The organism is Agrobacterium sp. CGMCC 11546, from assembly GCF_013365515.1.
Taxonomy (GTDB): domain Bacteria; phylum Pseudomonadota; class Alphaproteobacteria; order Rhizobiales; family Rhizobiaceae; genus Agrobacterium; species Agrobacterium fabrum.
The window spans coordinates 1,483,150-1,507,140 of the sequence record NZ_CP047387.1 but is presented as its reverse complement, the minus strand read 5'-3'; the positions used below and the strand labels follow the sequence as shown (position 1 = coordinate 1,507,140).

The 23,991-nt window shown below is 59.2% G+C and carries 23 protein-coding genes; 11 read left to right on the top strand and 12 right to left on the bottom strand.

The window, feature by feature from the left end:
- The first annotated feature begins 74 nt into the window (after nt 1-74).
- The 4 genes from GSF67_RS07505 to thrS all read left to right on the top strand — a co-directional run bounded on the left by GSF67_RS07505 (nt 75) and on the right by thrS (nt 3,535).
- Nucleotides 75-521: an iron-sulfur cluster assembly scaffold protein gene (locus tag GSF67_RS07505; RefSeq protein WP_006314345.1), complete on the top strand. Its 447-nt coding sequence runs from the start codon at nt 75-77 to the stop codon at nt 519-521.
- 3 nt (nt 522-524) lie between these two features.
- Nucleotides 525-884, top strand: a complete 360-nt coding sequence (gene yidD, locus GSF67_RS07500; RefSeq protein WP_006314346.1) for a membrane protein insertion efficiency factor YidD — start codon at nt 525-527, stop codon at nt 882-884.
- Nucleotides 881-1,405 (top strand): DUF1697 domain-containing protein, encoded by a 525-nt coding sequence (locus GSF67_RS07495; RefSeq protein WP_176072018.1) that lies wholly within the window; start codon nt 881-883, stop codon nt 1,403-1,405. Before yidD ends, GSF67_RS07495 begins: the two co-directional genes overlap by 4 nt.
- Before the next feature lie 126 nt (nt 1,406-1,531).
- On the top strand, nt 1,532-3,535 hold the full coding sequence (gene thrS, locus GSF67_RS07490) for a threonine--tRNA ligase (protein WP_176072017.1): 2,004 nt from the start codon (nt 1,532-1,534) through the stop codon (nt 3,533-3,535).
- A 187-nt stretch (nt 3,536-3,722) separates the two neighbouring features.
- On the opposite strand, the gene GSF67_RS07485 is transcribed toward thrS, so the two are convergent.
- Nucleotides 3,723-4,703, bottom strand: a complete 981-nt coding sequence (locus tag GSF67_RS07485; RefSeq protein ID WP_006314350.1) for a hypothetical protein — start codon at nt 4,701-4,703, stop codon at nt 3,723-3,725.
- A gap of 109 nt (nt 4,704-4,812) precedes the next feature.
- On the opposite strand from GSF67_RS07485, the gene GSF67_RS07480 reads away from it, so the two are divergent.
- The 3 genes from GSF67_RS07480 (at nt 4,813) to GSF67_RS07470 (ending at nt 7,271) form a co-directional block, all read left to right on the top strand.
- Complete coding sequence (locus GSF67_RS07480) at nt 4,813-5,394, top strand: nitroreductase (RefSeq protein WP_006314351.1); 582 nt, start codon at nt 4,813-4,815, stop codon at nt 5,392-5,394.
- Entirely contained in the window at nt 5,394-6,011 is a 618-nt protein-coding gene (locus GSF67_RS07475) for a flavin reductase family protein (protein ID WP_006314352.1), read from the top strand. The genes GSF67_RS07480 and GSF67_RS07475 overlap by 1 nt, the downstream gene beginning before the upstream one ends.
- Before the next feature lie 105 nt (nt 6,012-6,116).
- Entirely contained in the window at nt 6,117-7,271 is a 1,155-nt protein-coding gene (locus GSF67_RS07470; protein WP_006314353.1) for a DUF2336 domain-containing protein, read from the top strand.
- Nucleotides 7,272-7,534: 263 nt separating this feature from the next.
- Here GSF67_RS07470 and GSF67_RS07465 read toward each other — a convergent pair whose 3' ends face one another.
- The gene (locus tag GSF67_RS07465; RefSeq protein WP_006314354.1) at nt 7,535-7,948 is read right to left on the bottom strand and encodes a hypothetical protein; all 414 of its coding nucleotides are present in this window, start codon (nt 7,946-7,948) and stop codon (nt 7,535-7,537) included.
- A 107-nt stretch (nt 7,949-8,055) separates the two neighbouring features.
- On the opposite strand from GSF67_RS07465, the gene GSF67_RS07460 reads away from it, so the two are divergent.
- The gene (locus GSF67_RS07460; RefSeq protein ID WP_006314355.1) at nt 8,056-8,511 is read left to right on the top strand and encodes a GNAT family N-acetyltransferase; all 456 of its coding nucleotides are present in this window, start codon (nt 8,056-8,058) and stop codon (nt 8,509-8,511) included.
- A 403-nt stretch (nt 8,512-8,914) separates the two neighbouring features.
- Here GSF67_RS07460 and GSF67_RS07455 read toward each other — a convergent pair whose 3' ends face one another.
- Nucleotides 8,915-10,153, bottom strand: coding sequence for an AI-2E family transporter (locus GSF67_RS07455; protein ID WP_006314356.1), 1,239 nt, complete (start codon nt 10,151-10,153; stop codon nt 8,915-8,917).
- 231 nt (nt 10,154-10,384) lie between these two features.
- Between GSF67_RS07455 and GSF67_RS07450 the strand changes: the two genes are divergently transcribed.
- Nucleotides 10,385-12,118: an ABC transporter ATP-binding protein gene (locus tag GSF67_RS07450; protein ID WP_006314357.1), complete on the top strand. Its 1,734-nt coding sequence runs from the start codon at nt 10,385-10,387 to the stop codon at nt 12,116-12,118.
- Between the two features lie 15 nt (nt 12,119-12,133).
- Here GSF67_RS07450 and GSF67_RS07445 read toward each other — a convergent pair whose 3' ends face one another.
- The gene (locus GSF67_RS07445) at nt 12,134-12,361 is read right to left on the bottom strand and encodes a hypothetical protein (RefSeq protein WP_006314358.1); all 228 of its coding nucleotides are present in this window, start codon (nt 12,359-12,361) and stop codon (nt 12,134-12,136) included.
- 415 nt (nt 12,362-12,776) lie between these two features.
- On the opposite strand from GSF67_RS07445, the gene GSF67_RS07440 reads away from it, so the two are divergent.
- Nucleotides 12,777-14,102 (top strand): Nramp family divalent metal transporter, encoded by a 1,326-nt coding sequence (locus GSF67_RS07440; RefSeq protein ID WP_006314359.1) that lies wholly within the window; start codon nt 12,777-12,779, stop codon nt 14,100-14,102.
- 6 nt (nt 14,103-14,108) lie between these two features.
- Here the strand turns inward: GSF67_RS07440 and GSF67_RS07435 are convergent, their stop codons facing one another.
- From GSF67_RS07435 to GSF67_RS07410, 6 genes are all read right to left on the bottom strand, one after another.
- Entirely contained in the window at nt 14,109-14,396 is a 288-nt protein-coding gene (locus GSF67_RS07435) for a DNA-binding transcriptional regulator (protein WP_006314360.1), read from the bottom strand.
- Between the two features lie 57 nt (nt 14,397-14,453).
- The gene (locus GSF67_RS07430; RefSeq protein ID WP_010971831.1) at nt 14,454-14,801 is read right to left on the bottom strand and encodes a hypothetical protein; all 348 of its coding nucleotides are present in this window, start codon (nt 14,799-14,801) and stop codon (nt 14,454-14,456) included.
- Between the two features lie 153 nt (nt 14,802-14,954).
- Nucleotides 14,955-18,773 (bottom strand): vitamin B12-dependent ribonucleotide reductase, encoded by a 3,819-nt coding sequence (locus GSF67_RS07425; RefSeq protein WP_006314361.1) that lies wholly within the window; start codon nt 18,771-18,773, stop codon nt 14,955-14,957.
- Between the two features lie 664 nt (nt 18,774-19,437).
- Nucleotides 19,438-19,935, bottom strand: coding sequence for a xanthine phosphoribosyltransferase (gpt, locus tag GSF67_RS07420; protein ID WP_176072016.1), 498 nt, complete (start codon nt 19,933-19,935; stop codon nt 19,438-19,440).
- A 126-nt stretch (nt 19,936-20,061) separates the two neighbouring features.
- Nucleotides 20,062-20,907 carry a universal stress protein gene (locus GSF67_RS07415; protein ID WP_176072015.1) on the bottom strand — a complete coding sequence of 282 codons (846 nt, stop codon included), beginning with the start codon at nt 20,905-20,907 and terminating at the stop codon, nt 20,062-20,064.
- An 87-nt stretch (nt 20,908-20,994) separates the two neighbouring features.
- Nucleotides 20,995-21,786 carry a competence/damage-inducible protein A gene (locus tag GSF67_RS07410; protein WP_176072014.1) on the bottom strand — a complete coding sequence of 264 codons (792 nt, stop codon included), beginning with the start codon at nt 21,784-21,786 and terminating at the stop codon, nt 20,995-20,997.
- A 276-nt stretch (nt 21,787-22,062) separates the two neighbouring features.
- Here GSF67_RS07410 and wrbA point away from each other — a divergent pair, with 276 nt between their 5' ends.
- Entirely contained in the window at nt 22,063-22,662 is a 600-nt protein-coding gene (gene wrbA / locus GSF67_RS07405; protein WP_035216015.1) for an NAD(P)H:quinone oxidoreductase type IV, read from the top strand.
- 508 nt (nt 22,663-23,170) lie between these two features.
- Here the strand turns inward: wrbA and GSF67_RS07400 are convergent.
- Together GSF67_RS07400 and GSF67_RS07395 are read right to left on the bottom strand one after the other, a co-directional pair.
- Entirely contained in the window at nt 23,171-23,416 is a 246-nt protein-coding gene (locus GSF67_RS07400; RefSeq protein WP_003495620.1) for a DUF982 domain-containing protein, read from the bottom strand.
- A gap of 94 nt (nt 23,417-23,510) precedes the next feature.
- Nucleotides 23,511-23,816: a hypothetical protein gene (locus GSF67_RS07395; RefSeq protein ID WP_006314369.1), complete on the bottom strand. Its 306-nt coding sequence runs from the start codon at nt 23,814-23,816 to the stop codon at nt 23,511-23,513.
- Between the last annotated feature and the right edge of the window lie 175 nt (nt 23,817-23,991).

Below are 23,991 nucleotides of genomic sequence, written 5' to 3'. Positions count from 1 at the left end.
ACTGCGACAAACGCTGTGTTTGAAAAATCTGACCTGTCCCGTTTTGGGCATTTTTGAGCGCGCCGGACACTTCGATGGACGATATCTACAATAATCGCATTCTGGAATTTGCCGGGAATATCCCATTGACGGGAGTTCTCGATGATGCCGATGCCAGCGCTGAAAAACACTCGCGGTTATGCGGCTCTAAGCTCAAGGTCTATCTGAAGGTCGAGGACGGCACCGTGACGGCTTTTTCGCATGAAGTCCGTGCATGCGCACTGGGGCAGGCCTCGGCCTCCATCATGGCGCATCACATTGTTGGCGCTTCCAGCGGCGAAATCCGGCAGGCGCGGGAAGACATGCTCGCCATGCTGAAACAAGATGGCGAGGGACCGACGGGCCGTTTTGAGGATATGCGGGTACTTTTGCCGGTCAGAGACTTCAAGGCACGCCACGCGTCCACCATGCTGACCTTCGAGGCGGTGGTCGATGCGCTCGACCAGATCGAAGGCCGGCCGGCTCTCAACGTCGCGGGTTAGCCGATGTGCGGCGAACCGGGCTGCCGGCATGAGCAGACAGCGGTGAAAGCCGGGCGATCCCGCAATTGGGCGGGCAGCTTTGCGAAGACACCGGGACGGCTTTTCGGCGTCGGCTTCATCAGGCTTTATCAGCTGACGCTATCGGGCTTTGTCGGCAATTCCTGTCGCCACATCCCCACCTGTTCCGAATATGGCTATGAGGCGATTGCCCGCCATGGGCTCTGGGCCGGCGGCTGGATGGCGCTGTTTCGTGTGGCGCGCTGCGGCCCTGGTGGCACCAGCGGGCTGGACCCGGTTCCGGAAGAACTCGATGGCAGCAAACGCTGGTGGACGCCGTGGCGTTACTGGAGCCGGCATCGATGAATGACTATGTGGCCCTGCTGCACAGCATCGTGCTCGGCCCCGGCAAGCGGCTCATCATGGCCGATCTCAGGGCCCTGGCGGAAGAGCTGGGATTTGCAGAATGCAAGACACTTGTCGCGACCGGAAATCTGGTTTTTTGCGCTGAAGCGGCACCTGTTCGCGAGATTGAAGACAGGCTGGAGCGTGCCTTTGAGACCCGTTTCGGCAGACATGTCGATATTCTCGTTCGTTCTGGCAGAGATTGGCTGAAACTGGCGGCGGACAATCCGTTTCCGCATGGCAATCCGCCTGACGTCTGCGTTCGGGTCATGCGGGAGCCGCTTGACGAGAACGTTCTCGGATTATTCGATAAGTCCCGTCAGCGGGAAGAGGTTGCCGTGGTCGGCGGCGACCTGTGGATCGATTTTCGGGGCAAACTTAGCGAGAGCAGACTGCTGTCGGTCCTGACCACCAAAAGGCTCGGTATCGGCACGACCCGCAACGCCAATACGGTCAATGGTCTCGCGGAAATGCTTCGCTGACCTGCCCTTCACCTTTGACTGGAATGGCAAAAGCCTTTATCAGCCTGCCTGTTCGCTTATCGCGGGCAGATCATTATTCCAACACCACCCGCATTCGTTGGCGGGACTGGACAGGAGCACGAGACGATGTCTGAAGCCATTTCCCTTACATTTCCCGATGGATCCGTGCGCAGCTACCCCGCCGGTACGACCGGCCGCGAGGTCGCCGAATCCATCTTCAAATCGCTTGCCAAGAAAGCCGTCGCCATTGCGCTTGACGGCACCGTGCGCGATTTGTCCGAGACCATCACCGATGGCAAAATAGAGATCGTCACGCGTGAAGACGGCCGTGCGCTGGAGCTCATCCGCCACGACGCTGCTCACGTCATGGCTGAAGCCGTGCAGGAACTGTGGCCCGGCACGCAGGTGACGATCGGTCCGGTCATCGAGAACGGTTTTTATTACGACTTCGCCAAGAACGAGCCTTTCACGCCGGAAGATCTGCCGAAGATCGAAAAGCGGATGAAGGAGATCATTCAGCGCAACAAGCCGTTTACCCGCGAAATCTGGTCGCGCGAGAAGGCCAAGGAAGTTTTTGCCGCCAAGGGTGAGAACTACAAGGTCGAGCTGGTCGATGCCATTCCTGAAGGTCAGGACCTTAAGATCTATTATCAGGGCGACTGGTTCGATCTCTGCCGTGGTCCGCATATGGCCTCGACGGGTCAGATCGGTACGGCCTTCAAGCTGATGAAGGTGGCGGGCGCCTATTGGCGTGGTGATAGCAACAATGCGATGCTGTCGCGCATCTACGGCACCGCTTGGGCGACGCAGGAAGAGCTGGACAATTATCTGCACGTGCTGGCCGAAGCTGAAAAGCGCGACCACCGCCGCCTCGGCCGCGAAATGGACCTGTTCCATTTCCAGGAAGAAGGTCCGGGCGTGGTGTTCTGGCACGGCAAGGGCTGGCGCATGTTCCAGACGCTGACGGCCTATATGCGCCGGCGTCTCGCCAATACCTATCAGGAAGTCAATGCGCCGCAGGTGCTGGACAAATCGCTGTGGGAAACCTCCGGTCACTGGGGCTGGTATCAGGAAAACATGTTCGCGGTGAAATCCGCCCATGCCTTTACCCATCCCGATGACAAGGAAGCCGATCAGCGCGTCTTTGCCTTGAAGCCGATGAACTGCCCCGGTCACGTTCAGATCTTCAAGCATGGCTTGAAGTCTTACCGCGAAATGCCCGTGCGTCTTGCGGAATTCGGCAACGTGCATCGTTATGAGGCGTCGGGTGCACTGCACGGCCTTATGCGCGTTCGCGGCTTTACGCAGGACGATGCGCATGTCTTCTGCACGGAAGAGCAGATGGCAGCGGAATGCCTGCGCATCAACGACCTGATCCTCTCAGTCTATGAGGATTTCGGCTTTAGCGAGATCGTCGTCAAGCTCTCGACCCGTCCGGAAAAGCGCGTCGGTTCCGACGATCTCTGGGATCGCGCCGAAAGCGTGATGCTGGAGGTTCTGAAAACCATCGAGGAGCAGTCCGGCGGCCGCATCAAGACCGGCATCCTGCCGGGCGAGGGTGCTTTCTACGGGCCGAAATTCGAATATACGCTGAAGGACGCCATCGGCCGTGAATGGCAATGCGGCACGACGCAGGTGGACTTCAATCTGCCGGAACGTTTTGGCGCCTTCTACATCGACCAGAACTCGGAAAAGACGCAGCCGGTGATGATCCATCGCGCCATCTGCGGCTCCATGGAGCGCTTCCTCGGTATCCTGATCGAGAACTTTGCCGGTCACATGCCGTTGTGGTTCGCACCGCTTCAGGTCGTGGTCGCGACGATCACCTCGGATGCGGACGATTACGGCCGCGAGGTTGCCGAAGCGCTGCGGGAGGCGGGCATGGCGGTGGAAACCGACTTCCGCAACGAGAAGATCAACTACAAGGTTCGCGAGCATTCGGTGACCAAGGTTCCGGTCATCATTGTCTGCGGCCGCAAGGAAGCGGAAGAGCGCACCGTCAACATTCGCCGTCTCGGTTCGCAGAACCAGACGTCGATGTCGCTCGAAGAGGCGATCACCAGCCTCGTGGACGAGGCGACGCCGCCGGATGTCAAGCGCAAGCTTGCGGCGAAGAAGCAGCTTGCCTGATAAATGACGACGGCCCCTTCGGGGGCCGTTTTTTGTTTTCGATAACGTGCTGAAAGCTCTCTTCCGTCATGCTCTGGCCTGTCCCGAGCATCTGCAACGTCTCGATTTGATTGGGCGTGATTAGGGGAGGACGTCGAGCGTAAATGTAGGAAAACGATCCTTCAAGCACCGTGGCTGTAGTGGAAACCTACTCAAAATCCCCGGTCATGTCTTCCGGCGCCTGGTCTTTCATCAGCACTTCCACATCCGAATCCCGGCCCGACGTGACCTTGAAGTTGCGCTGATACACCTTGTCCTTGTTGCGGGCGATGGCGGTATATTCGCCTTCGGCCAGCACCATGGTCGAAAAGGCGCTGACGCTTTCATTGACCACGTCGCCGCCGCCGTTCAGCACCGACCAGGCCGTATCGGCAATGGCCTCGCCGCCCTGTTCGGACACGAGTTTCAGGGTGATCTGTGCCGCCTGATGCTGCAGCGTCGCTTCGGTCAGCTTGCCGGCTTCGACCTGGATATCGGCACGCACCACCGCGTTGACGTTGCCATATTCGGAAACCACATGATAGGTGCCGGCATTCAGCCGCACGATGGTGTTGGGCTTGATATCGGCCATCACGAGGCCGCGTTCGCCATCCGGACGGGCGTCGGAGGAATAGACGGAGAATTTCAGCTGGTTGCCGGAAATCTGCTTGTCGGAGCCTGCAATCGCATTCAGCACGAAGCCGCCGGCATCGAGGATCAGCACCTGTTTCTGGACATTGCCGGAGGCCGGTACGTTGAGCTTCTTGGTAACGCCCGCACGGCCGAAGGCAACGTTGACGAAATATTCGCCAGGCACGAGATGAAACTGCGCCGAACCGCCCTCGGAGCTTGCCAGCATCGGCAGCTTGCCGTCAGTGCCCGGAATGGGGCTGAAGACACGCCAGGAGAGGCCTTCCTTCACCGCTTCGCCTTCGCTCGTCAACTTCGCTTCCATGGCGATATCGCGGGCGGTGCTCGTCGGGGCATTGGGGGCGGAAGGGGCAGTGAAAGCGTTGAGTTTGGGCATTTTCGGCGTGCCGCCGAGCTGCTTGAAGTCTTTAAAGGCATCCTGCGAAAAGGCTGCTTGCGATAAAACGCCAATCGCGGCGAACGCAATGGCCAGACGTGCCGCGATTTTGATTGCCGACATTTTCGATACCGATTGACTTCTTGTTTTTCCCGGATCACTTCAAAACCAATGCCATGGCTATTTCAAGGCCCTAGTTTCGCGATGACAGCAGAATGGAAGATTTTTGATCATGACCAGCGATATCAAACTCCTCGATTACCTCAGGGTTCGCCGCTCCACGCCGGCCCTGCAACTCAGCGAACCCGGCCCTTCGAAAGGGGAAATCGAGGAAATCCTTCGCCTTGCCGTGCGCGTGCCCGACCATGGCAAGCTCGCCCCCTGGCGTTTCGTCGTTTATCGCGGCGAGGAGCGGGTACGTCTTAGTGAGGCGGCGCTCAGGATCGCGCTCGAGAAGAACCCCGATCTCGATCTGCAGCAGCAGGAGGCGGAGCGTACGCGCTTTACCCGCGCGCCCGTCGTCATCGCCGTCATCAGCACCGCAAAACCGCATTTCAAAATCCCGGAATGGGAACAGGTCATGTCCGCCGGTGCCGTTTGCCTCAACGTCATCTTCGCGGCCAATGCCAGCGGTTTTGCAGCGAACTGGCTGACGGAGTGGCTTGCTTTCGACCCGGCCTTCCTTGCGGAGATCGGCGTCAGCGGAGAAGAGAAGGTCGCGGGTTATATCCACATCGGCTCGACGACATTCCCGCCGGTGGAGCGGCCACGCCCCGAGTTGGCGGATGTCGTTACCTGGGTTGGTGACGTCTGATGTTCTACACGACCGACACCAACCAGCACGGCCTGCCACATGATCCATTCAAGGCGATCGTCGCGCCGCGGCCGATTGGCTGGATCGGTTCGAAGGGCAGGGAGGGTGTCTTGAACCTCTCTCCCTATTCCTTCTTCAACGCGATTTCGGACCGGCCGAAGCTCGTCATGTTTTCCTCGAGCGGCCGCAAGGACAGCCTGCGCAACGTCGAGGAGACCGGCGTCTTTACCGCCAATCTCGTCAGCCGCCATCTTGTCGACCGGATGAATGCGTCTTCCGCGCCGGTTGCGTATGATGTCGATGAGTTCGCCCTTGCCGGTCTTACCGCCGTTGACGGGCGGGTGGTTGATGCACCCTTCGTGCGCGAAGCTCTGGCGGTTCTGGAGTGCCGCGCAACCCAGATCCAGCAACTGACCGATATCGACGGCAAACCGACCGATTCGTGGATGGTGATCGGACAGGTGATGGCGATCCATATCGATGAGACGATCATTCGGGATGGTCGCATCGACATGGGGCTAGCGCGTCCGGTGGCGCGCATGGGCTATATGGATTATTGCGATGGCGGCAGCGATGTATTCCAGCTACAGCGCCCCTCTGCTGCGCCATCAGTATAATCCTTCGCCGGCAAGGGTTAAATTTTATGGTGAACCAAACGTAAACCATTTGCGCCTAGAGTTTTATACATGGTGGCGGTGATGATGCCGTCATCCGTTGTATGAATGTGTTTCGAGGCTCAGGTGATCGTACAGGCATTTCTTCGCTGGTCTGAAAAGGCCGGATCGGGCGAGCGGGCAAAAGCCGCCAATGCGCTCGGCCGTGCCTATCTGCAGGCCGACATGGCGCGGGAAAACCGTGATGCCGCCTATATGGCGATGACCTATCTGCTGGATGATCCTTCACCGCGTGTGCGGCTGGCGCTTGCCGAGGCGCTGGCGGATGCCCATGATGCACCGCGCGCCATTCTCGTTTCGCTTGCCGAAGACCAGCCGGAAATCGCCTGCACGGTGATTGCCCGTTCGCCGGTTCTCGGTGAGGCCGATCTGGTTGATCTCGCCGGGCGGGGCGAAAGCCTGACGCGCTCCCTGATCGCCGCAAGGCCGGGCCTGCCGCGCGGTGTCTGCGCCGCACTCGCCGAAGTTGGCGATCTGCCGGAAACCCTCATCCTGCTCGAAAATGACGATGCCTTCATCACGCCGTTTTCGCTTCGGCGCATTGCCGAGCGTCATGGTTCGGATGCCGATATTCGCGATCTGCTGCTTCGCCGCGACGCGCTGCCTGCCGATGCGCGCCACCTGCTGGTGGGCCGCATCAGCGAGGCGCTCGCCGGGTCTGGGCTGGTTCATGCGATGATTGCCCGCAACCGCGCCGACAATCTGTTTCGGGAAGCGGAAGATTCCGCCACGATCCTCATCGCCGCTGGCGTTTCCTCACCGGAATTGCCGGCGCTGGTGGAGCATCTTCGCCAGCGGCTGGAGCTGACGCCGGCGCTGCTCATCCATGCCGTCTGTTCGGGCCGGCTGGAGTTCTTCACGGCAGCGATGGTCAATCTCTCCGGTCTCGATGACCGCAAGGTGCGGGCCATTCTGGCAACCGGGCGGCCGCATGCGCTGAAGGCCCTGTTCCAGTCGATCGGCCTTTCAGGTGATGTCGTTGACGTCTTCATCGCGGCGACACTGATGTGGCGCCGCGCCGCCCGTTCGCAGCTTTCGGAAGCAGCGGCATCCGTCTCGGCCGAATTGCTGGCGCATTTCCGTGATGTGAGCGGCTCGGAAACGTTGTTTGAACTACTGCATGCGGTGCGCAAGCTCGCCATTGCGGAAGAGCGGCAAAAGGCCCGCTATTACGCGGAAGCGCTTTCGGTCGAGGCGGCGTAAGGGCTGGTTATTCTTCGGTTGATGCAAATCCCATGAGTGCCCTAATTTTCCCGACGAAGTGCATCCTCTCACCCTCATTCCTGTGCTTGTCACAGGAATCCAGCCAGACCAAGTCCTTGGGCTGAAAAGACTCCTCCCGTCGCGCAGACGCGCGTCGACTGGATTCCTGTGACGAGCACAGGAATGAGGGCGGTGCGCGCTTTCCTCTTAGAGGAAAACTCTGCGTCGCAGCGGCAAAGAAACTGGCGTGGAATTTCCCGCAATCACTTGTCGAACCGCTTGGCAATCCACGAATAGCTGTTTTCAACCATCCTCACCGGCGTTCCCAGGAAGTGCTTTATGCCTTCGGTGGAAGGAAGGATGCGGCTGACGCGGCCGATCGCCTGTTTGGTGAGGCTTTCCTCTTCCTTCGGCGTAACCTCTGCGGTTGCCTGTTGTGTGTCGGCGGGTGCGGCAGCAGGCGTGCCGGCCGTCTGTGGGGTCTGCTCACCCGGTGTCTGGCACACGGCCACCACGACCGGATAGGAGGCGTTGGCGAAGCGTTCCAGCTCCTTTTCCGACACGGCGTCGCACAGTTCGATGCTCGTCCAGCGCTGCTGTGAAGTAGCGAGGTAATGGCAATCGGTGGCGCTGTCGTCGCAGCCAAGGAAGGTCATGAGAACGAGGGCTGTTTTCATGGGGTGTGGTTGCCTCTGTCGGGAATAATGCTCTAGAAACTCATCTATCCCGATTGCAGTGACATTACGACGAAATACGCATTTTTTGAAAGAAAGCAGGCATCGCATTGGCCATCGAAATCAAGCTTGAAACGCCGCGCCAGGAAGCCGTTCTGCGCCTCATCGATCTCTCCAACACCTACATGGCCTCGCTTTATCCCGCGGAGAGCAATCACCTGGTCGATATCGGCGCGCTGGAGAAGGACAATGTCTCGTTTTTCGTGGCCCGGCACGATGGCCGAGTTGTCGGCTGCGGCGCGCTGGTGGAGGCGGGGGAAGGCACGGCGGAGGTTAAGCGCATGTTCGTTGATCCCGAGGCACGGGGTTTGCGGATCGGCAAGCTGATCATGGATACGCTTGTTGCGCGTGGCACGGAGCTTGGTCTTTCCGCCATACGGCTCGAAACCGGCATCAGCCAGCCGGAGGCGATCGGCCTTTACCGCAAGGCGGGATTTGTGGAGATCGAGGCCTTTGCGCCTTATAAGCCCGATCCGCTGAGCCTGTTCATGGAGAGGGCGCTTTAAGTCTACGGCACAGGTTCGCCTCTACCTTGCAGTGTCCGAAACGAAGGAATTGACACGACATGAAAAGTAGAGCGGACGACGGACAACAGATCGCGTCAAGCACTCCAACGTCAGCCTCGGGCTTGTCCCTGTTATCTGCAACAGATTGATTTTATTCGACGTGATTAGATCCTCGGCACATGGCCGAGGATGACGCCGATGGTGTATTTACCGTTCCCAACCCGTTTCAGACTTCAATGAAAACTTAAACTTGAGGCTGACGGCAACGTACCGAAAATCAAATCCTGTACCGGAGAACCGATAAATCTTAGATACGCGAAATGAGCCCGAGCATGGACGGATGCAAGGTTCGCGGATTATCTATCTTTACCAGAGCCGCGGCATCTGCCTCAGGCTTCACCAATCAAAACGCCGCTTTCCGAAACGCGGTCGTTTCGTCGTTGTCGTCCTCATGCGAAACAGCCTCTGCGGCCGGATCGGTCTGCGTGGGTGGCGGCGGCGGAAGCTCGGCGCTGACGGCAGCGGAAATTTCCACTTCACGCACCCATTCGCGCCAGATCGCGACCAGCAGCGCCATCAGCACCGGGCCAATGAAGAGGCCGAGGAAACCCATGGTCTTGACGCCGCCGACGAGGCCGAAAAAGGTCGGCAGGAAGGGCAGCTTGATCGGGCCGCCGACGAGCTTCGGGCGGATGGTCTTGTCGACGATGAAGAGTTCGACAGAACCCCAGACGAACAGCGCCAGCCCGTGGGCGGGAGAGCCGCTGGCGACCAGATAGATCGACACCAGCGTGAAGGAAAGCGGCGCGCCGCCCGGAATGAGGGCCATGACGCCGGTGAGCACACCGAGTGTTACGGGCGAGGGCACGCCGGCGATCCAGTAGGCGATGCCGAGGATGATGCCTTCGCCGATGGCGATCAGCGTCATGCCGGTCACGGTGGAGCTGATGGTGGCGGGCACGACGCGGGAGATGCGTTCCCAGCGCGTCGGCAGGATACGCTCCCCCACGAGATCGATCTGGCGGGTGAAGCCGGCGCCGTTGCGATACACGAAAAACAGCGCGATCAGCATGAACAGCAGGGTCAGCACCAGATGGAACGCGCCGTTGCCGGCGGCGAGGATGGCCCGATAGATATTGCCGATATTGGCACCGCTGACGAGCTGGATCACTTCGCCGATCGCGCCCGGCGTGCCGATATATTTCACCCATTGCTCGCCGAGCCAGGGGCCGATGCCCGGCAGAGCCGCGATCCAGTCCGGCACGGGAGCGCCCGCCTTGTTGACATGCACCGCCCAGCCGAACCATTCGCGGATTTCGGTTGCCGTATAGGAGGCGGCGATGAAGATAGGCACCACGAGGAAGGCGATGATGAGGATGATGGCGATGGTGGCACCGAGCGTGGTGTTGCCGCCCACCTGCCGCAAAAGCCGCGTATAGACCGGCCAGCTGGCGAAACCGATGACGAGGGCGGCGAGAACCGGAACCAGAAAGCCGTTGAAGAAATAGATGCCCGCAAGGACGACCAGAAGGAGAAGCCAGCGCGCAGCCGAGATGGGCGGTATCAGGGCGATCCGCGTCGGGCTGGCGGGACCAAGCCATCTCGGTTCGCCATTCTGCTTACGGCTGTCAATGTTACTCACGGCAGGCTCTTTCTCGCATTCTCCCCTCAAAGGGGTGCATTCACTTTGTCACACCGATACATATAAGTGCAATATAACCGGATCACATTACCGTTGTGTGTTTATTGCGGAAGCTATTGAACGATTTTGGTAAAAATAGAACATCGGTCTTGGCGCGCGCATTGAAATATGACAATTAAACTCCCGTTTTCCGCGGCGTCAGATTGCCGCGCCCGATCTCCAGGTCATGCCATGCTTCGCCGTTTCTTCGCCTATTACCGTCCCTATCGCGGTCTGTTCATTCTCGATTTTTCCTGCGCGGTCCTGTCGGGCGTGCTCGAACTCGGTTTTCCGATGGCGGTGAAGGCCTTTGTCGACGTGCTTCTGCCGGGCGGCCAATGGGGGATCATCCTCGCCGCCTCGGTGGGTCTGCTGGTCATTTATGTGCTGAATACCGGGCTGATGGCGACCGTCACCTACTGGGGACACATGCTCGGCATCAATATCGAGACCGACATGCGGCGTCTGGCCTTCGATCACCTGCAAAAACTCTCGTTCCGTTATTTCGACAACCAGAAGACCGGCCATCTGGTCGGGCGGCTGACCAAGGATCTGGAAGAGATCGGCGAGGTGGCCCATCACGGCCCCGAGGATTTGTTCATCGCCATCATGACCTTCATCGGCGCTTTCCTGCTGATGATGTCGGTCAATGTGCAACTGGCGCTCGTCACCGCCGCCGTCGTGCCGGTCACCGCCTGGGTAACCAGCCGTTATGGCGGCCGCATGACGCAGAATTTTCGCGCGCTTTATGGCCGGGTGGGGGATTTCAACGCCCGTATCGAGGAAAATGTCGGCGGCATGCGGGTGGTGCAGGCCTTCGCCAACGAGGACCACGAACGCTCGCTGTTCGAGAAGGACAACCAGAAATATCGCCGCACCAAGCTCGATGCCTACAAGATCATGGCGGCCAGCACCTCGCTCAGCTATATGAGCATGCGTCTGACGCAGATGATCGTGATGATCTGCGGTGCCTGGTTCGTCCTCAATGGCAGCCTGACGGAAGGCGGCTTCGTCGGTTTCCTGCTGCTGGTCGGCGTGTTTTTCCGGCCGGTGGAAAAGATCAATTCGGTCATTGAGACGTATCCGAAGGGCATTGCCGGTTTCCGCCGCTTCACCGAGCTTCTGGATACTGCGCCCGATATCGTCGACGCGCCTGACGCCATCGACGCGCCGGCTCTGTCAGGCGCCATCGAATATCGCCATGTCGGTTTCGGTTATGCCGAGGGCAAACGGGTTCTCAGCGATATTGACCTGAAGATCAGCGCCGGCGAGACCGTGGCCTTTGTCGGCCCCTCCGGTGCGGGCAAGACGACGCTCTGCTCGCTGCTGCCGCGCTTTTACGATGTCACCAGCGGTTCGATCACCATCGATGGCATCGACATCAGGAAAATGAAGCTCGCCTCGCTGCGCAACCAGATCGGCATCGTGCAGCAGGATGTCTTCCTGTTCGGCGGCACGATCCGCGAGAATATCGAATATGGCCGGCTTGGCGCGTCCGATGAGGAGATCATGGATGCGGCGCGGCGTGCGCGTCTGGATGGCGTCATCGAGGCCATGCCGCTCGGGCTTGATACCGTCATCGGTGAGCGCGGCGTGAAGTTGTCGGGCGGGCAGAAGCAGCGTCTTGCCATTGCCCGTATGTTCCTCAAGAACCCGCCGATCCTCATTCTCGACGAGGCGACCTCGGCGCTCGACACGGAAACCGAACGCGCCATCCAGCAATCGCTGACGGAGCTTGCCAAGGGTCGCACCACGCTCGTCATCGCTCACCGGCTGGCGACGATCCGCGATGCTTCGCGCATCGTGGTGGTGGACCAGACCGGTATTGCCGAAACCGGCGCCCATGCCGAGCTTCTGGCTGCCAAGGGCCATTACAGCCGGCTGCATGAGGCGCAGTTCAGCGGGCATCTGGCGGGCCTCAGTTGACGGCCGCGCTGGCGCTTATCCGCCGTTTTCCGCAGCCTGTTCCTCCACGATGCCGGGGTTCGGCTCCGGCTTGCCGGGATGGCTGGTGACGAGGTAACCCATGGCCACCGCCGCGGCGACGATGAACAGCAGCACGATGCCACTGATCGTCATCAGCCAGTCGCGTGGCCTTCGGTGCGCCATGATATATCTGGGCCATCGGCTCGGATGGTTCGCCAGGCTGAATTTATGGCCGTGTCGCATGAACTTCCCCGGTTATCGAATTGCTGCCTGATCATTCAACGCGGGCGGGTTCGCAGCTGTTCCGAAATGGCGGGGCAGGGGTGATGACAAGGCCGTGAGGCGTGGAAGCCCCGGCTTCCTATAGCTCCCATTCTCCACTGGTCCGCGCGTAGTGATTCCTGCATCTGCCGTTGCGCGTCCGACTCCGCTTTTCGTCATGCGGACCTTGAGCCGCAGTTCCGGCAATGCGCTTTGGCGTGGCGAGAGGAGCCATTTTCACCTCCAGGCCCCTCGGCCGGCTGGCCTCCGGCTTGGAGTGAGGACGACGGGGAGGGGAAGAACCGGCAGTCCTCCGTGAAACTCCGCTTGCCAGTTCGTGCTCTTTATGAGAATGATTTGCAATTGCATTAATTCGATTTCCATGAAAGCACAGAAAATGGACAAGCCAGTCTTTGGATGGCGGCGGAACGGCGATGATCTCTCGCTGTCTGACGTTCACAGTTCGGTCCGCATCAAACCGGATGCCAGCACGTTTCGCCGGGCGATGGCCTTTTTTGGCCCCGGCTATCTCGTTGCGGTCGGTTATATGGATCCCGGGAACTGGGCGACGTCGCTCGCCGGCGGCTCCAAATTCGGCTACACGCTGCTGACAGTCGCGCTGGTTTCCAACATCATGGCGATTGTGCTGCAGTCGCTCTGTGCCCGTCTTGCGATCGCCTCAGGCCGCGATCTCGCCCAGGCCTGCCGTGATGCCTATCCGAAACCCGTGGCCATGGTGCTGTGGCTGCTCGCGGAAATCGCCATCATCGCCACCGACATTGCCGAGGTGATCGGCACGGCCATCGGCCTCAACCTGATCTTCGGCATTCCGCTGGAACTTGGCGTCCTCATTACCGCGCTCGATGTGTTCCTGATCCTCTATCTGCAAAAGCTCGGTTTTCGCTGGGTGGAGGCACTGGTCATCACGCTGCTCGGCGTCATCGCCGTGTGTTTCGCCATTCAGCTGGCGCTGGCCGATCCTGACTGGGGGCAGGTGATCCTCGGTTTTGCGCCGACGACGGAGATTGTCACCAATCCGGACATGCTTTATCTGGCGCTCGGCATTCTGGGTGCGACTGTCATGCCGCATAATCTCTATCTGCATTCGGGCATCGTGCAGACCCGCGAAATCGGCGAGACGCTACCCGAAAAGCGTGAGGCATTGAAATTCGCCACGCTCGATTCCACCATCGCGCTGATGTTCGCTTTGCTCATCAACGCCTCGATCCTCATTCTCGCGGCGGCGACCTTCAACAAAACGGGGCAGACCAATGTCGCCGAACTCGGGGAAGCGCATAGTCTGCTTGCGCCGCTGCTCGGCCTTGCCATAGCGCCGACGCTGTTCGGCGTGGCGCTTCTGTGCTGCGGTATCAATTCCACCGTCACGGCAACGCTCGCCGGCCAGATCGTGATGGAAGGTTTCCTCAAGATGCGGCTCGCCCCGTGGCTGCGCCGCCTCATCACCCGCGCCATCGCCATCGTTCCCGCCGCCGGCGTCACCATCTTTTATGGCGACAGCGGCACGGGCCAGCTGCTGATCCTGACGCAGGTGGTCTTAAGCCTGCAACTCTCCTTCGCCGTCTTCCCGCTTGTGATGTTCACCTCCGACAAGGCAAAGATGGGCGAGCTGAAAGCGCCGCTCTGGCTCTCGGCTTTTGCGTGGCTGATCGCGGTGGTGATCGCGGCGCTGAATGTGAAGCTGTTGTTGGATTTTATGGGGTGAGGCGGGTCAGGCCGCCCCTCTTCGGAGCGCGGCTGCCGTGCCTTCGGGGTCAACTGCAATGACTTTCAGATAGGCGCGGGCCGGTTGATCCGGCTCGCTGCGGCCCTGTTCCCAATCACGCAGGGTGCCGAGCGGGATATGATAGCGCGCAGAAAACTCTTCCTGCGTCAGCTTCAGCGCCCGGCGGATGATCTTGATGCGTGGCATTCTGGGGGGCGAGGCGAGCTGTTCGGCGGAAAGCGGCGGGTTGTCGGGATCGGCAAGTGCATTTGCTTCCGAGTCTTCGTCGGTCATGGCGTGAAGACGGGCCCATTTTACTAGATCGATTTTACCCGATTATTCGCTCTGCACTCAACTTTCATTGCTCTCATCCTTAACTCTAAAGCCCGTTAAATGAAATGTGACGTCGGGAAAAGACGGATTCTTGCCAAGTAAGCTTCCTCTCCCAAGGCTTTCGCCAGACATCTGTGCCAGTAAAGCACTGCCTACATAAAATCCGAACCAGACAGGAAAGAAAAAATACATGAATAATGGAAAAAATAAGTAGAATAAACCGCTTACGTTGTCTGTCAAATAAGCAATTACGGTGGCAGGAGCCGCAGTGTATAAGCATAGCTTTATAGTATGAATAATTAGTTTTAATATATTTTTCTGCTTGTATAAATCATATGCCTTACGGGCCTGTGCCGTTTTTTTCATTTTAAACCAGTCCAATTTTACGAACACTTATTAGTGATCGAAAGAAGTTAAAATACTGGTTTACTGATTTTAGGTTTCGAGCTGGCCAATATTTTTATTGGCCAGTTCTTAGTTATTTCTTCGTGTGAATCTGACGAAGACCTCTTATTTCTCTCAAGAGCAACCGCTCGTCGCACCGCAAGTATCGCACTTCTCACAAGTACCATTCCGCACCATCGTGAAGTTCTGGCATTCCGAGCACATATTGCCCGTATAGCCCTGCGCGATCGAGCGCATGCGGCGTTCGTTTTCCTTCTTCTTGGCTTCCGCCTTGGCCGATGCCGCGTCGGCGGCGGCCTTGTCGGAGAAGAGGGCGGTGGCGGTCTGCTGGGCTTCCTGAACCACCTCGTCGATCACTTCTTCCGCGATCTCTACCGCCAGTTCCTTGGCACGCTCTTCATAATCACGCTTGAAGGAGACGATTTCCGATGTGGAGATCGCGACTGTCGGTTCCAGCTTGCGGGCGGCGGAGCCGGCAAAGGAGGTGACGTTGGCGGAGCCGCGGGCAGGGGCTGCCGTTGCCGAACCCTTGGGCTCGGAAGCGGCGCGGTCACCTTCGTTGCTGGAAACCAGCGTCGGCTTGTAACCGCGTGTCCAGCCGGTGGAGAGCAGGTTGGTCTTGCCTTCCTGAATACCCTTGCCGAGCGCCGTGTTGGAGAAGTCGGACGTATCGACATGGGCGAGATCGTGGCGGCCGAGATAGGAGACGGCGAGTTCGCGGAACACGTAGTCGAGGATCGAGGTTGCGTTCTTGATCGCGTCGTTGCCCTGCACCATGCCGGCCGGTTCGAACTTGGTGAAGGTGAAGGCCTCCACATATTCTTCCAGCGGCACGCCATATTGCAGGCCGAGCGAAATGGCGATGGCGAAGTTGTTCATCATCGCCCGGAAGGCAGCGCCTTCCTTGTGCATGTCGATGAAGATTTCGCCGATGCGGCCATCACCGAATTCGCCGGTGCGCAGATAGACCTTGTGACCGCCGACGGTTGCCTTCTGGGTGTAACCCTGACGGCGGTTCGGCAGCTTTTCACGCTCGCGCGATACACGCTCGATGACGCGCTCGACGATCTTCTCGGTGATCGTCACGGCCTGCTGGGCAAGCGGCTGCTGGATCAGTTCTTCAACGAAGTCTTCGTCGTCCTCATCTTCCACCAGCGAGGCGTTGAGCGGCTGGGAAAGCTTGGAACCGTCGCGGTAAAGGGCGTTGGCCTTCAGCGCCAGCTTCCAGGAGAGCATGTAGGCGGCGCCGCAATCTTCCACCGTCGCATCATTCGGCATGTTGATCGTCTTGGAGATCGCGCCGGAGATGAACGGTTGTGCCGCTGCCATCATGCGGATATGCGATTCGACCGAGAGGTAACGCTTGCCGATCTTGCCGCAGGGGTTGGCGCAATCGAAGACCGCCAGGTGTTCGTTCTTCAGGAACGGCGCGCCTTCCAGCGTCATCGCGCCGCAGACGTGAACGTTTGCCGCTTCGATGTCCTTCTTCGCAAAACCGAGATGGTCGAGCAGGTTGAAGCTCATGTCGGAGAGCTGCTCGTCGGAAACCTTCAGCGTGCCCTTGAGGAAGTCAGCGCCGAGCGTCCACTGGTTGAAGACGAACTTGATGTCGAAGGCGCTTTTCAGTGCAGCATTGACGGCTTCGATCTTCTCATCGGTGAAGCCCTTGGCCTTCAGCGTCGAGGGATTGATGGCCGGCGCCTGGTTGAGATTGCCATGGCCGACGGCATAGGCCTCGATCTCGGCGATCTGGCTTTCGGAATAACCGAGCGAACGCAGGGATTCCGGCACAGCGCGGTTGATGATCTTGAAGTAACCGCCGCCGGCGAGCTTCTTGAACTTCACCAGCGCGAAATCGGGCTCGATGCCGGTCGTGTCGCAGTCCATCACGAGGCCGATCGTGCCTGTCGGCGCGATGACGGTCGTCTGGGCGTTGCGGTAACCGTGCTTTTCGCCAAGTTCCAGCGCCTTGTCCCAGGCGGCCGTGGCGTGGGCGACAAGGTCCTGATCCGTGCAATCGGCATGGATGAGGGCAACCGGGTTCACCGACAGGCCCTCGTAACCTTCCGATTGGCCATGGGCGGCGCGGCGGTGGTTGCGGATGACGCGCAGCATGTTGTCGCGGTTCGGCGCAAAGCTCGGGAAGGGGCCAAGCTCGCCGGCCATTTCAGCCGAGGTGGCATAGGAAACGCCGGTCATGATGGCGGTCAGCGCACCTGCAATGGCGCGGCCTTCGTCGCTGTCATAGGGAATGCCCGAGGACATCAGCAGGCCGCCGATATTGGCGTAACCGAGGCCGAGCGTGCGGTATTCGTAGGAACGTTCGGCAATCTGGCGGGACGGGAACTGCGCCATCATGACCGAGACTTCGAGAACGACGGTCCACAGGCGCACGGCATGTTCGTAATCGGCGATATCGATGCGCTTCGTCTTGGCATCCTTGAACTGCAGCAGGTTCAGCGAGGCAAGGTTGCAGGCCGTGTCATCAAGGAACATATATTCCGAGCACGGGTTGGAAGCGCGGATCGGGCCTTCGGCCGGCGAGGTGTGCCAGTCATTCATGGTGGTGTTGAAGTGCAGGCCCGGATCGGCCGATGCCCAGGCGGCGTGGGAAATCTTTTCCCAGAGATCGCGGGCCTTCAGCGTTTTCATGACCTTGCCGTCCTTGCGGGCGGTGAGGTTCCAGTCGCCGTCATTTTCGACAGCGCGCAGGAAGTCATCTTTGAGCGATACGGAGTTGTTGGAGTTCTGGCCTGACACCGTGAGATAGGCTTCGGAATCCCAATCCGTATCGTAGGTCTTGAACTGGATGTCCTTGTAACCCTGTTCGGCGAACTGGATGACGCGCTTGACGTAGTTTTCCGGCACCATGTCCTTCTTGGCAGCGCGGATTTCGCGCTTCAGGGCAGGGTTCTTGGCGGGGTCGAAGCAATCACCATTGTCGGCCTCGCAATTGACGCAGGCCTTCATGATGGCCTTGAGGTGCTTGGCAACGATCTTGGAACCGGTCACGAGAGCGGCAACCTTCTGCTCTTCGTTCACCTTCCAGTCGATATAGGCTTCGATATCGGGATGGTCGGCATCAACGACGACCATCTTCGCCGCACGGCGGGTCGTGCCGCCGGACTTGATGGCGCCGGCTGCGCGGTCGCCGATCTTGAGGAAGCTCATCAGGCCCGAGGACTTGCCGCCGCCGGAGAGCTTTTCGCCTTCGCCGCGCAGGTAGGAGAAGTTGGAGCCGGTGCCGGAGCCATATTTGAACAGACGGGCTTCACGCACCCACAGGTCCATGATGCCGCCTTCATTGACCAGATCGTCTTCGACGGACTGGATGAAGCAGGCATGCGGCTGCGGATGTTCGTAAGCGGATTTGGACTTGGTCAGCTTGCCCGTGAAGGGGTCGACATAGAAGTGCCCCTGGCCGGGGCCATCGATGCCATAGGCCCAGTGCAGGCCGGTGTTGAACCATTGCGGGCTGTTCGGTGCAACGCGCTGGGTTGCGAGCATGTAGGCAAGCTCATCCTTGAAGGCGGACGCATCTTCTTCGGTTGAGAAATACTTGCCCTTCCAGCCCCAATAGGCCCAGGTGCCGGCCAGACGGTCGAAAACCTGGCGCGCATCGGTCTCGGAGCCATAACGTTCGGCTTCGGGCAGTTCCTTCAATGCCTTCTCGTCGGCAACCGAACGCCAGAGGAAGGAAGGAACATCGTTTTCCTCAACCTTCTTCAGCAGCTTCGGCACACCGGCCTTGCGGAAGTATTTCTGCGCCAGAACGTCGGTCGCAACCTGGCTGAACTGCGCGGGAACGTCGATATCCGCCAGACGGAACACGACGGAACCATCCGGGTTCTTGATTTCACTGACGGCCTTGCGGAATTCGATTTCCGCGTAAGACGATTGGCCGGGCTTCGTGAAGCGGCGTTCGATGCGCATGGTTTCGTGTCCTCGTCCATTGGGCGCCCGGCAAAGGGCGCAAAAATCTGTTCCAGCCGTGCGAACTGTGCGCACAGCCGGTTGTTGCCGATCTGTAAGGGATGTTCATCCTTGGATGTGATCCCTGTATCTCGTGTTTAAGATGGCTGCAAGCCTACTATATATAGTGTTAACACATTCTTGCTGCCAGTCCCCGCTTTATGTTTTCGGCGGCTCCATAGGCGCAGAAAAGCCACCGGCGAACCGCCCCCTCATGGTCGGGACGCCGCTCTGGATCTGCGCGCTGAATATGGAGAAGAACCGGCCTCGTTACTTTCCGGTCCGTTGCCGCCGCAACATAAGTGTCACTTTCCTCCCGTGACATAGATTCGTCAAGACATAGATTGAAACGCATTTTTAACCACAAGATATTGTGTGGAGTGCCTGTGGAAAACGGGGATAGGAAAAGCGATTAGAAAAATCAGTGACTTGGCAGGAAAATTTGAAGCTTGTGCGAGGCCGGTTTCCGCAACGGAAAGGCAAAACCCCGCATTTCCGGGGTGAGGCATAATGGCGACACTGCGGTTTTTCCGTGTTTTTCGCAGCTTTAAAAAAAGACGTTTCTCCACAAAAAACCGCCCTCGAGGGGCGGCCTTTAAGAGCTGATTTCAGCGGAGAAAGGCAATCAGCCGCGCGATCCCTTGGCGATCGGCTCCTGATAGGTGAAGCCCATGTCCCAGGGAAAATAAATCCAGGTGTCCTGGCTGACTTCAGTGACAAACGTGTCAATGGTCGGCACGCCCTTCGGCTTGGCGTAAACACAGGCGAAATGCGCCTTCGGCAACATTTCGCGCACTTCCAGCGCCGTCTTGCCGGTATCGGTCAGATCGTCGACGACAAGCACGCCTTCACCGGCGTCGGTCATCAGTTCCGGGGCCACGCCCTTCAGGAGAACCGTGTCGCCCTGGTTGACATAGTCATGACGCGTGGCGATGCAGACCGTGTCGATCATGCGGATGTTCAGTTCGCGGGAAATAATCGCCGCCGGAACGAGGCCGCCGCGGGTAATACAGACGATCGCCCGGAACTCCTTGTCGAGACCGGCAAGACGCCAGGCAAGCGCACGGACATCACGGTGGAACTGGTCCCAGGAGACGGGAAAGGCTTTATCGGGAAGGGACATGTCGTCTACCATCTGGTCAAAATTGTCGATGGCTTTGGCTAATAGCCGCAAGACCGGCAAAAAGGCAAGCGTTCCGCGTAAAGGCGAGAGTGGGAGATTGCGGCGCTGTTTGCGCCGCATCCGTTTTTAACGCGACAGCAACGTCATCGCCGTCATGGAATCGAGCAGCGTGCGCGTCACGCCGCCGAACAGCAGTTCCCACCAGCGGGAATGGCCATAGGCACCCATGACCAGAAGGTCGATGCTGTTGTCGGACAGGCGGTTCTCGATGGCGGCCTGCGGCGAAAGCCCGGCGATCTTTTCCTGTGAGGTGACCGTGACGTTCACGCCGTGGCGGGCAAGCGTGGCGGCGAGTTCCGCACCGGCAAGGCCCGCAGACTGCGTTTCGCTTTCGGACTGGTCGACGGAGAAAATCTCGACGCTGTCGGCCGCCTTCAGGAAGGGCAGGGCGTCGAAGGTGGCGCGGGTCGCCTCGCGGGAGCCGTTCCAGGCGATCAGGACGCGCTTGATCGGTTTGGCGACGGTCAGCACATGCGGCACGAGGAGAACGGGGCGGCCGCTTTCATAAAGAAAACCGTCAATATCCGAGCGGCTGTCGGAAAGCGCCGACGAGCTGCTCTGGCGCGCGACGATGAGGTCGGCGCAGCGGGCGCTGTCAATGGTGGAGGCGGAGGCGTAACCGACCGACGTGACGAAGCTGCGCCATTCGTGCGAGATGCCGTTGGTCGAGAGCGTGCGCTCGAAAAGCGTGCCGACGTCGGTAGTTTCCTTGTGCGCCACGTCCTGCAGCGCCTGCACGGTGGCGGGATCGGGAATTTCCATCGGCGCGACAAGCGGGACGGCGGCAAGCGTTTCCATATGCAGGCCGATCACATGCGAGGAAAACTGATCGGCAAGGCTCACCACGAATTCGCCGAGCTTCTGCGTGTTCGAAACATTGTCGACCACTGCCAGTATCGTTTTGTAACCCATTTCTTTCTCCTCGGTGACATCTGTTGCTGTGGGGAGAATGGCCGTCTTTGCCGATGGCCACCTTGATTTTGGTCAACTCCGCGCCTCTCAGGCGGTTGCATCGCCCTTGCTTGCGGCCAGCTGCTTCTCCTGGCCTATCGCTTCAATCATCGCCGCAACCGCCTCGGTTGCCGCCTTCAGCAGGCCGGCGTCGCGGGCGCGCACGACGATCTCTGTCGAGAAGCGCTGCCCGTCATATTTCGGATAGGAGCCGATGCTGGTTTCGGGATGCGCCTTCTGGATGGCGGTCAGCGGCGTGCCGATATCGCCTTCGCCATAGGGCGAGCGCACAGCCTGCGACATGACCTTTGCGCCGGTGCGCAGGGTCGGCATGACATTGTCGAGCATCGCCTGAAAAACCTGCGGCACGCCGGCCATTACATAGACATTGCCGATGACGAAGCCGGGAGCGACGGAAACGGGGTTGGTGATATGAGCAGCACCTTTCGGCATACGCGCCATGCGCTTGCGAGCCTCGGTGAACTCCATCTCACGGACGCGATACATGTCGCCCAGGAGGCGCAGCGCCTCGGCATCGTGTTCGCAGGGCAGGCCGAATGCCGCAGAGATCGCGTCCGCGGTGATGTCGTCATGGGTCGGGCCGATGCCGCCCGAGGTAAAGACATAATCATAACGGCTGCGCAGCGCGTTCAGCGCCTCGACAATCGATTCCTCCTCGTCGGCGACGATGCGGACTTCCTTGAGGTCAATGCCGGACATGGTGAGCACATCCGCGAGGTGGCCGATATTCTTGTCCTTGGTGCGGCCGGACAGCAGTTCGTCGCCGATGGCGAGCATGGCAGCAGTCACGACGGAGGAGGTGGAGGAGGGATTGGACATGGGTGCACTCGTCATCTGTTTTGTCAGACGTTAGCCCTGCGCCCGGGGAATGCAAAGCGGTTTTGGCAAAATGTCTTTTTGTAAATGGTTGACGTTCCGGTTTTCCGTTCACTCATGGTGAACAGTGCGTATGCCAATCCCCGCTGGCGGTATCGGGGTCTGTCAGCTACCCTGCCTTCAAATTGAGTTGACGGGTCAACACCGATGATCATCGAGTTTTTGAAGAAGCTTCTGGCCGGTACGCCGGAAACAGTTCCAGCAAAGGAAACGAAGAGAATGACGAAGGTTCTGGTACTTTATTACTCCTCTTACGGCCATATCGAGACAATGGCCTATGCGGTTGCCGAAGGCGTGAAGTCCACCGGCGCGGAAGCCGTGGTCAAGCGCGTTCCCGAACTGGTCCCGGAAGAGGTCGCCAAGTCCTCGCACTTCAAGATGGATCAGCCGGCACCGGTGGCGACGGTGGACGAACTGGCCGAATACGATGCCATCATCGTCGGCGCCGGCACGCGTTTCGGCACGGTCGCCTCGCAGATGCGCAATTTCTGGGACCAGACCGGCGGCCTGTGGTTCAGCGGCAAGCTGGTGGGCAAGGTCGGCTCGGCCTTTACCTCGTCCGCCACGCAGCACGGCGGTCAGGAATCGACCATTCTCGGTTTCATTCCCACCTTCCTGCACCATGGCATGGCCGTCGTCGGTCTGCCCTATGCCTTCCAGGGCCAGATGGGTGTCGATGAAATCAAGGGCGGTTCGCCCTATGGCGCTTCCACCATCACCGATGGCGACGGCTCGCGTCAGCCTTCCGCAATCGAGCTGGACGCCGCTCGTTATCAGGGCGCGCATGTCGCCAAGCTGGCCGCCAAGCTTTCCGCTTGAGCCAGGTTTGATTGAAAAAGAAATGCGGCCCAGAAGGCCGCATTTTCTTTGCGCCGGCATTTGAGACGCCGGGCCTGTGGAACTTATGGATTTTTAAGGCTGGTCAGATCGGCGGGTTGACCATGAAAAAGCAGCTTGCGATCACGAAGCCGAGCATCGAAATTTCGAGAAAACCGTTCAATCCGTCACGCATTTCAATCCTCCTTATGGTGAGCGAAAAGAGAACGGACAGAGCCTATCGCGGTTCCATAACAGAAACGTAAAATTCAGGAAATTTTAGCGCGTGCCTCTCAGTTCTCGGACCGAGGGGATATTGGCGCTTCAGCCGGTAACGACGAAGGCGACCACGAGGTGGCCGAGAAGGCCGATGGCGAGGCAGGAGAGGAGGAAAATGAACAGGGCTTTTTTCATGTTTGCGGAAGCTTCCATCTGTTTTTACCCTTCGAACCCTTTGTCTTGACGTTTTCGCGCCGCATGGCGCACTTCCCGGCCAAATGACCCGATGCCGTCAGGCCTTGATGTCGAGACCGGCCTCGATTGCGGCGGCGATGAAGGCCTTGCGCGCATCCTCCGGCTTTTTTTTGCCGGCATCGACGGCTGCGCAGACCAGCAGCGCCTTGTCCAGTGCATCGCCGTCTTCTATCGGCCAATCCTCGATCAAGGCCCAGGATGCCGCCTGCGTGGTCTCGATGCTTGTGTAGTCGCCCGGCGTTTCAAACGCGATCAGGACGGGTTTTTGCCAGCGCGTGTTCATCGCCTATCCATATTGGTTGTTGCGCCCGGCTCTAAACGAAGCGGCCAGGATGCGCAATCCCGCTCCCGGCCCGTTTCTCGCCGTTGCGGTGCGGTCAGTCGTCGCGCCCGAACAGCCATTCGCGAATGATGCGCCGGTCGATGAGTTCCAGCGAACGGTCAGGCGCGATGCGATAGGTCTCCACCGCCCTGGTGCTGCCATCGATGCGGAAATCATGGGTGAAGGTGCTGCCGATCGGCGATTTCGTCAGCTTGGTGCGCGGCTGGCTCCTATAGATGATGCTGCCGGGGATGGGTTCGACATAGGGCGCAGGTCCGGAATAGTTGCCCGGTCCGGCGGTCGTGCATCCAGAAAGTGCCAGTGAAAGCGTGATAGCGGCCGATGATAGGAGCGTTTTCATCCTGTCCTCCGAAGTGCGTCTTTAAAAACGAAATGGAGGCGCAGCGGTTCCTCGCGGGCAAGAAAATAGGGAACAATTCGTCCCGCCTATTTGCCTTTCGGATTCTGAATGTCGCGCGCGACCCAGCGGAAGAAAACGTAGACGAGGAAGGCGAAGATGAAAAGCGGGATGAGGT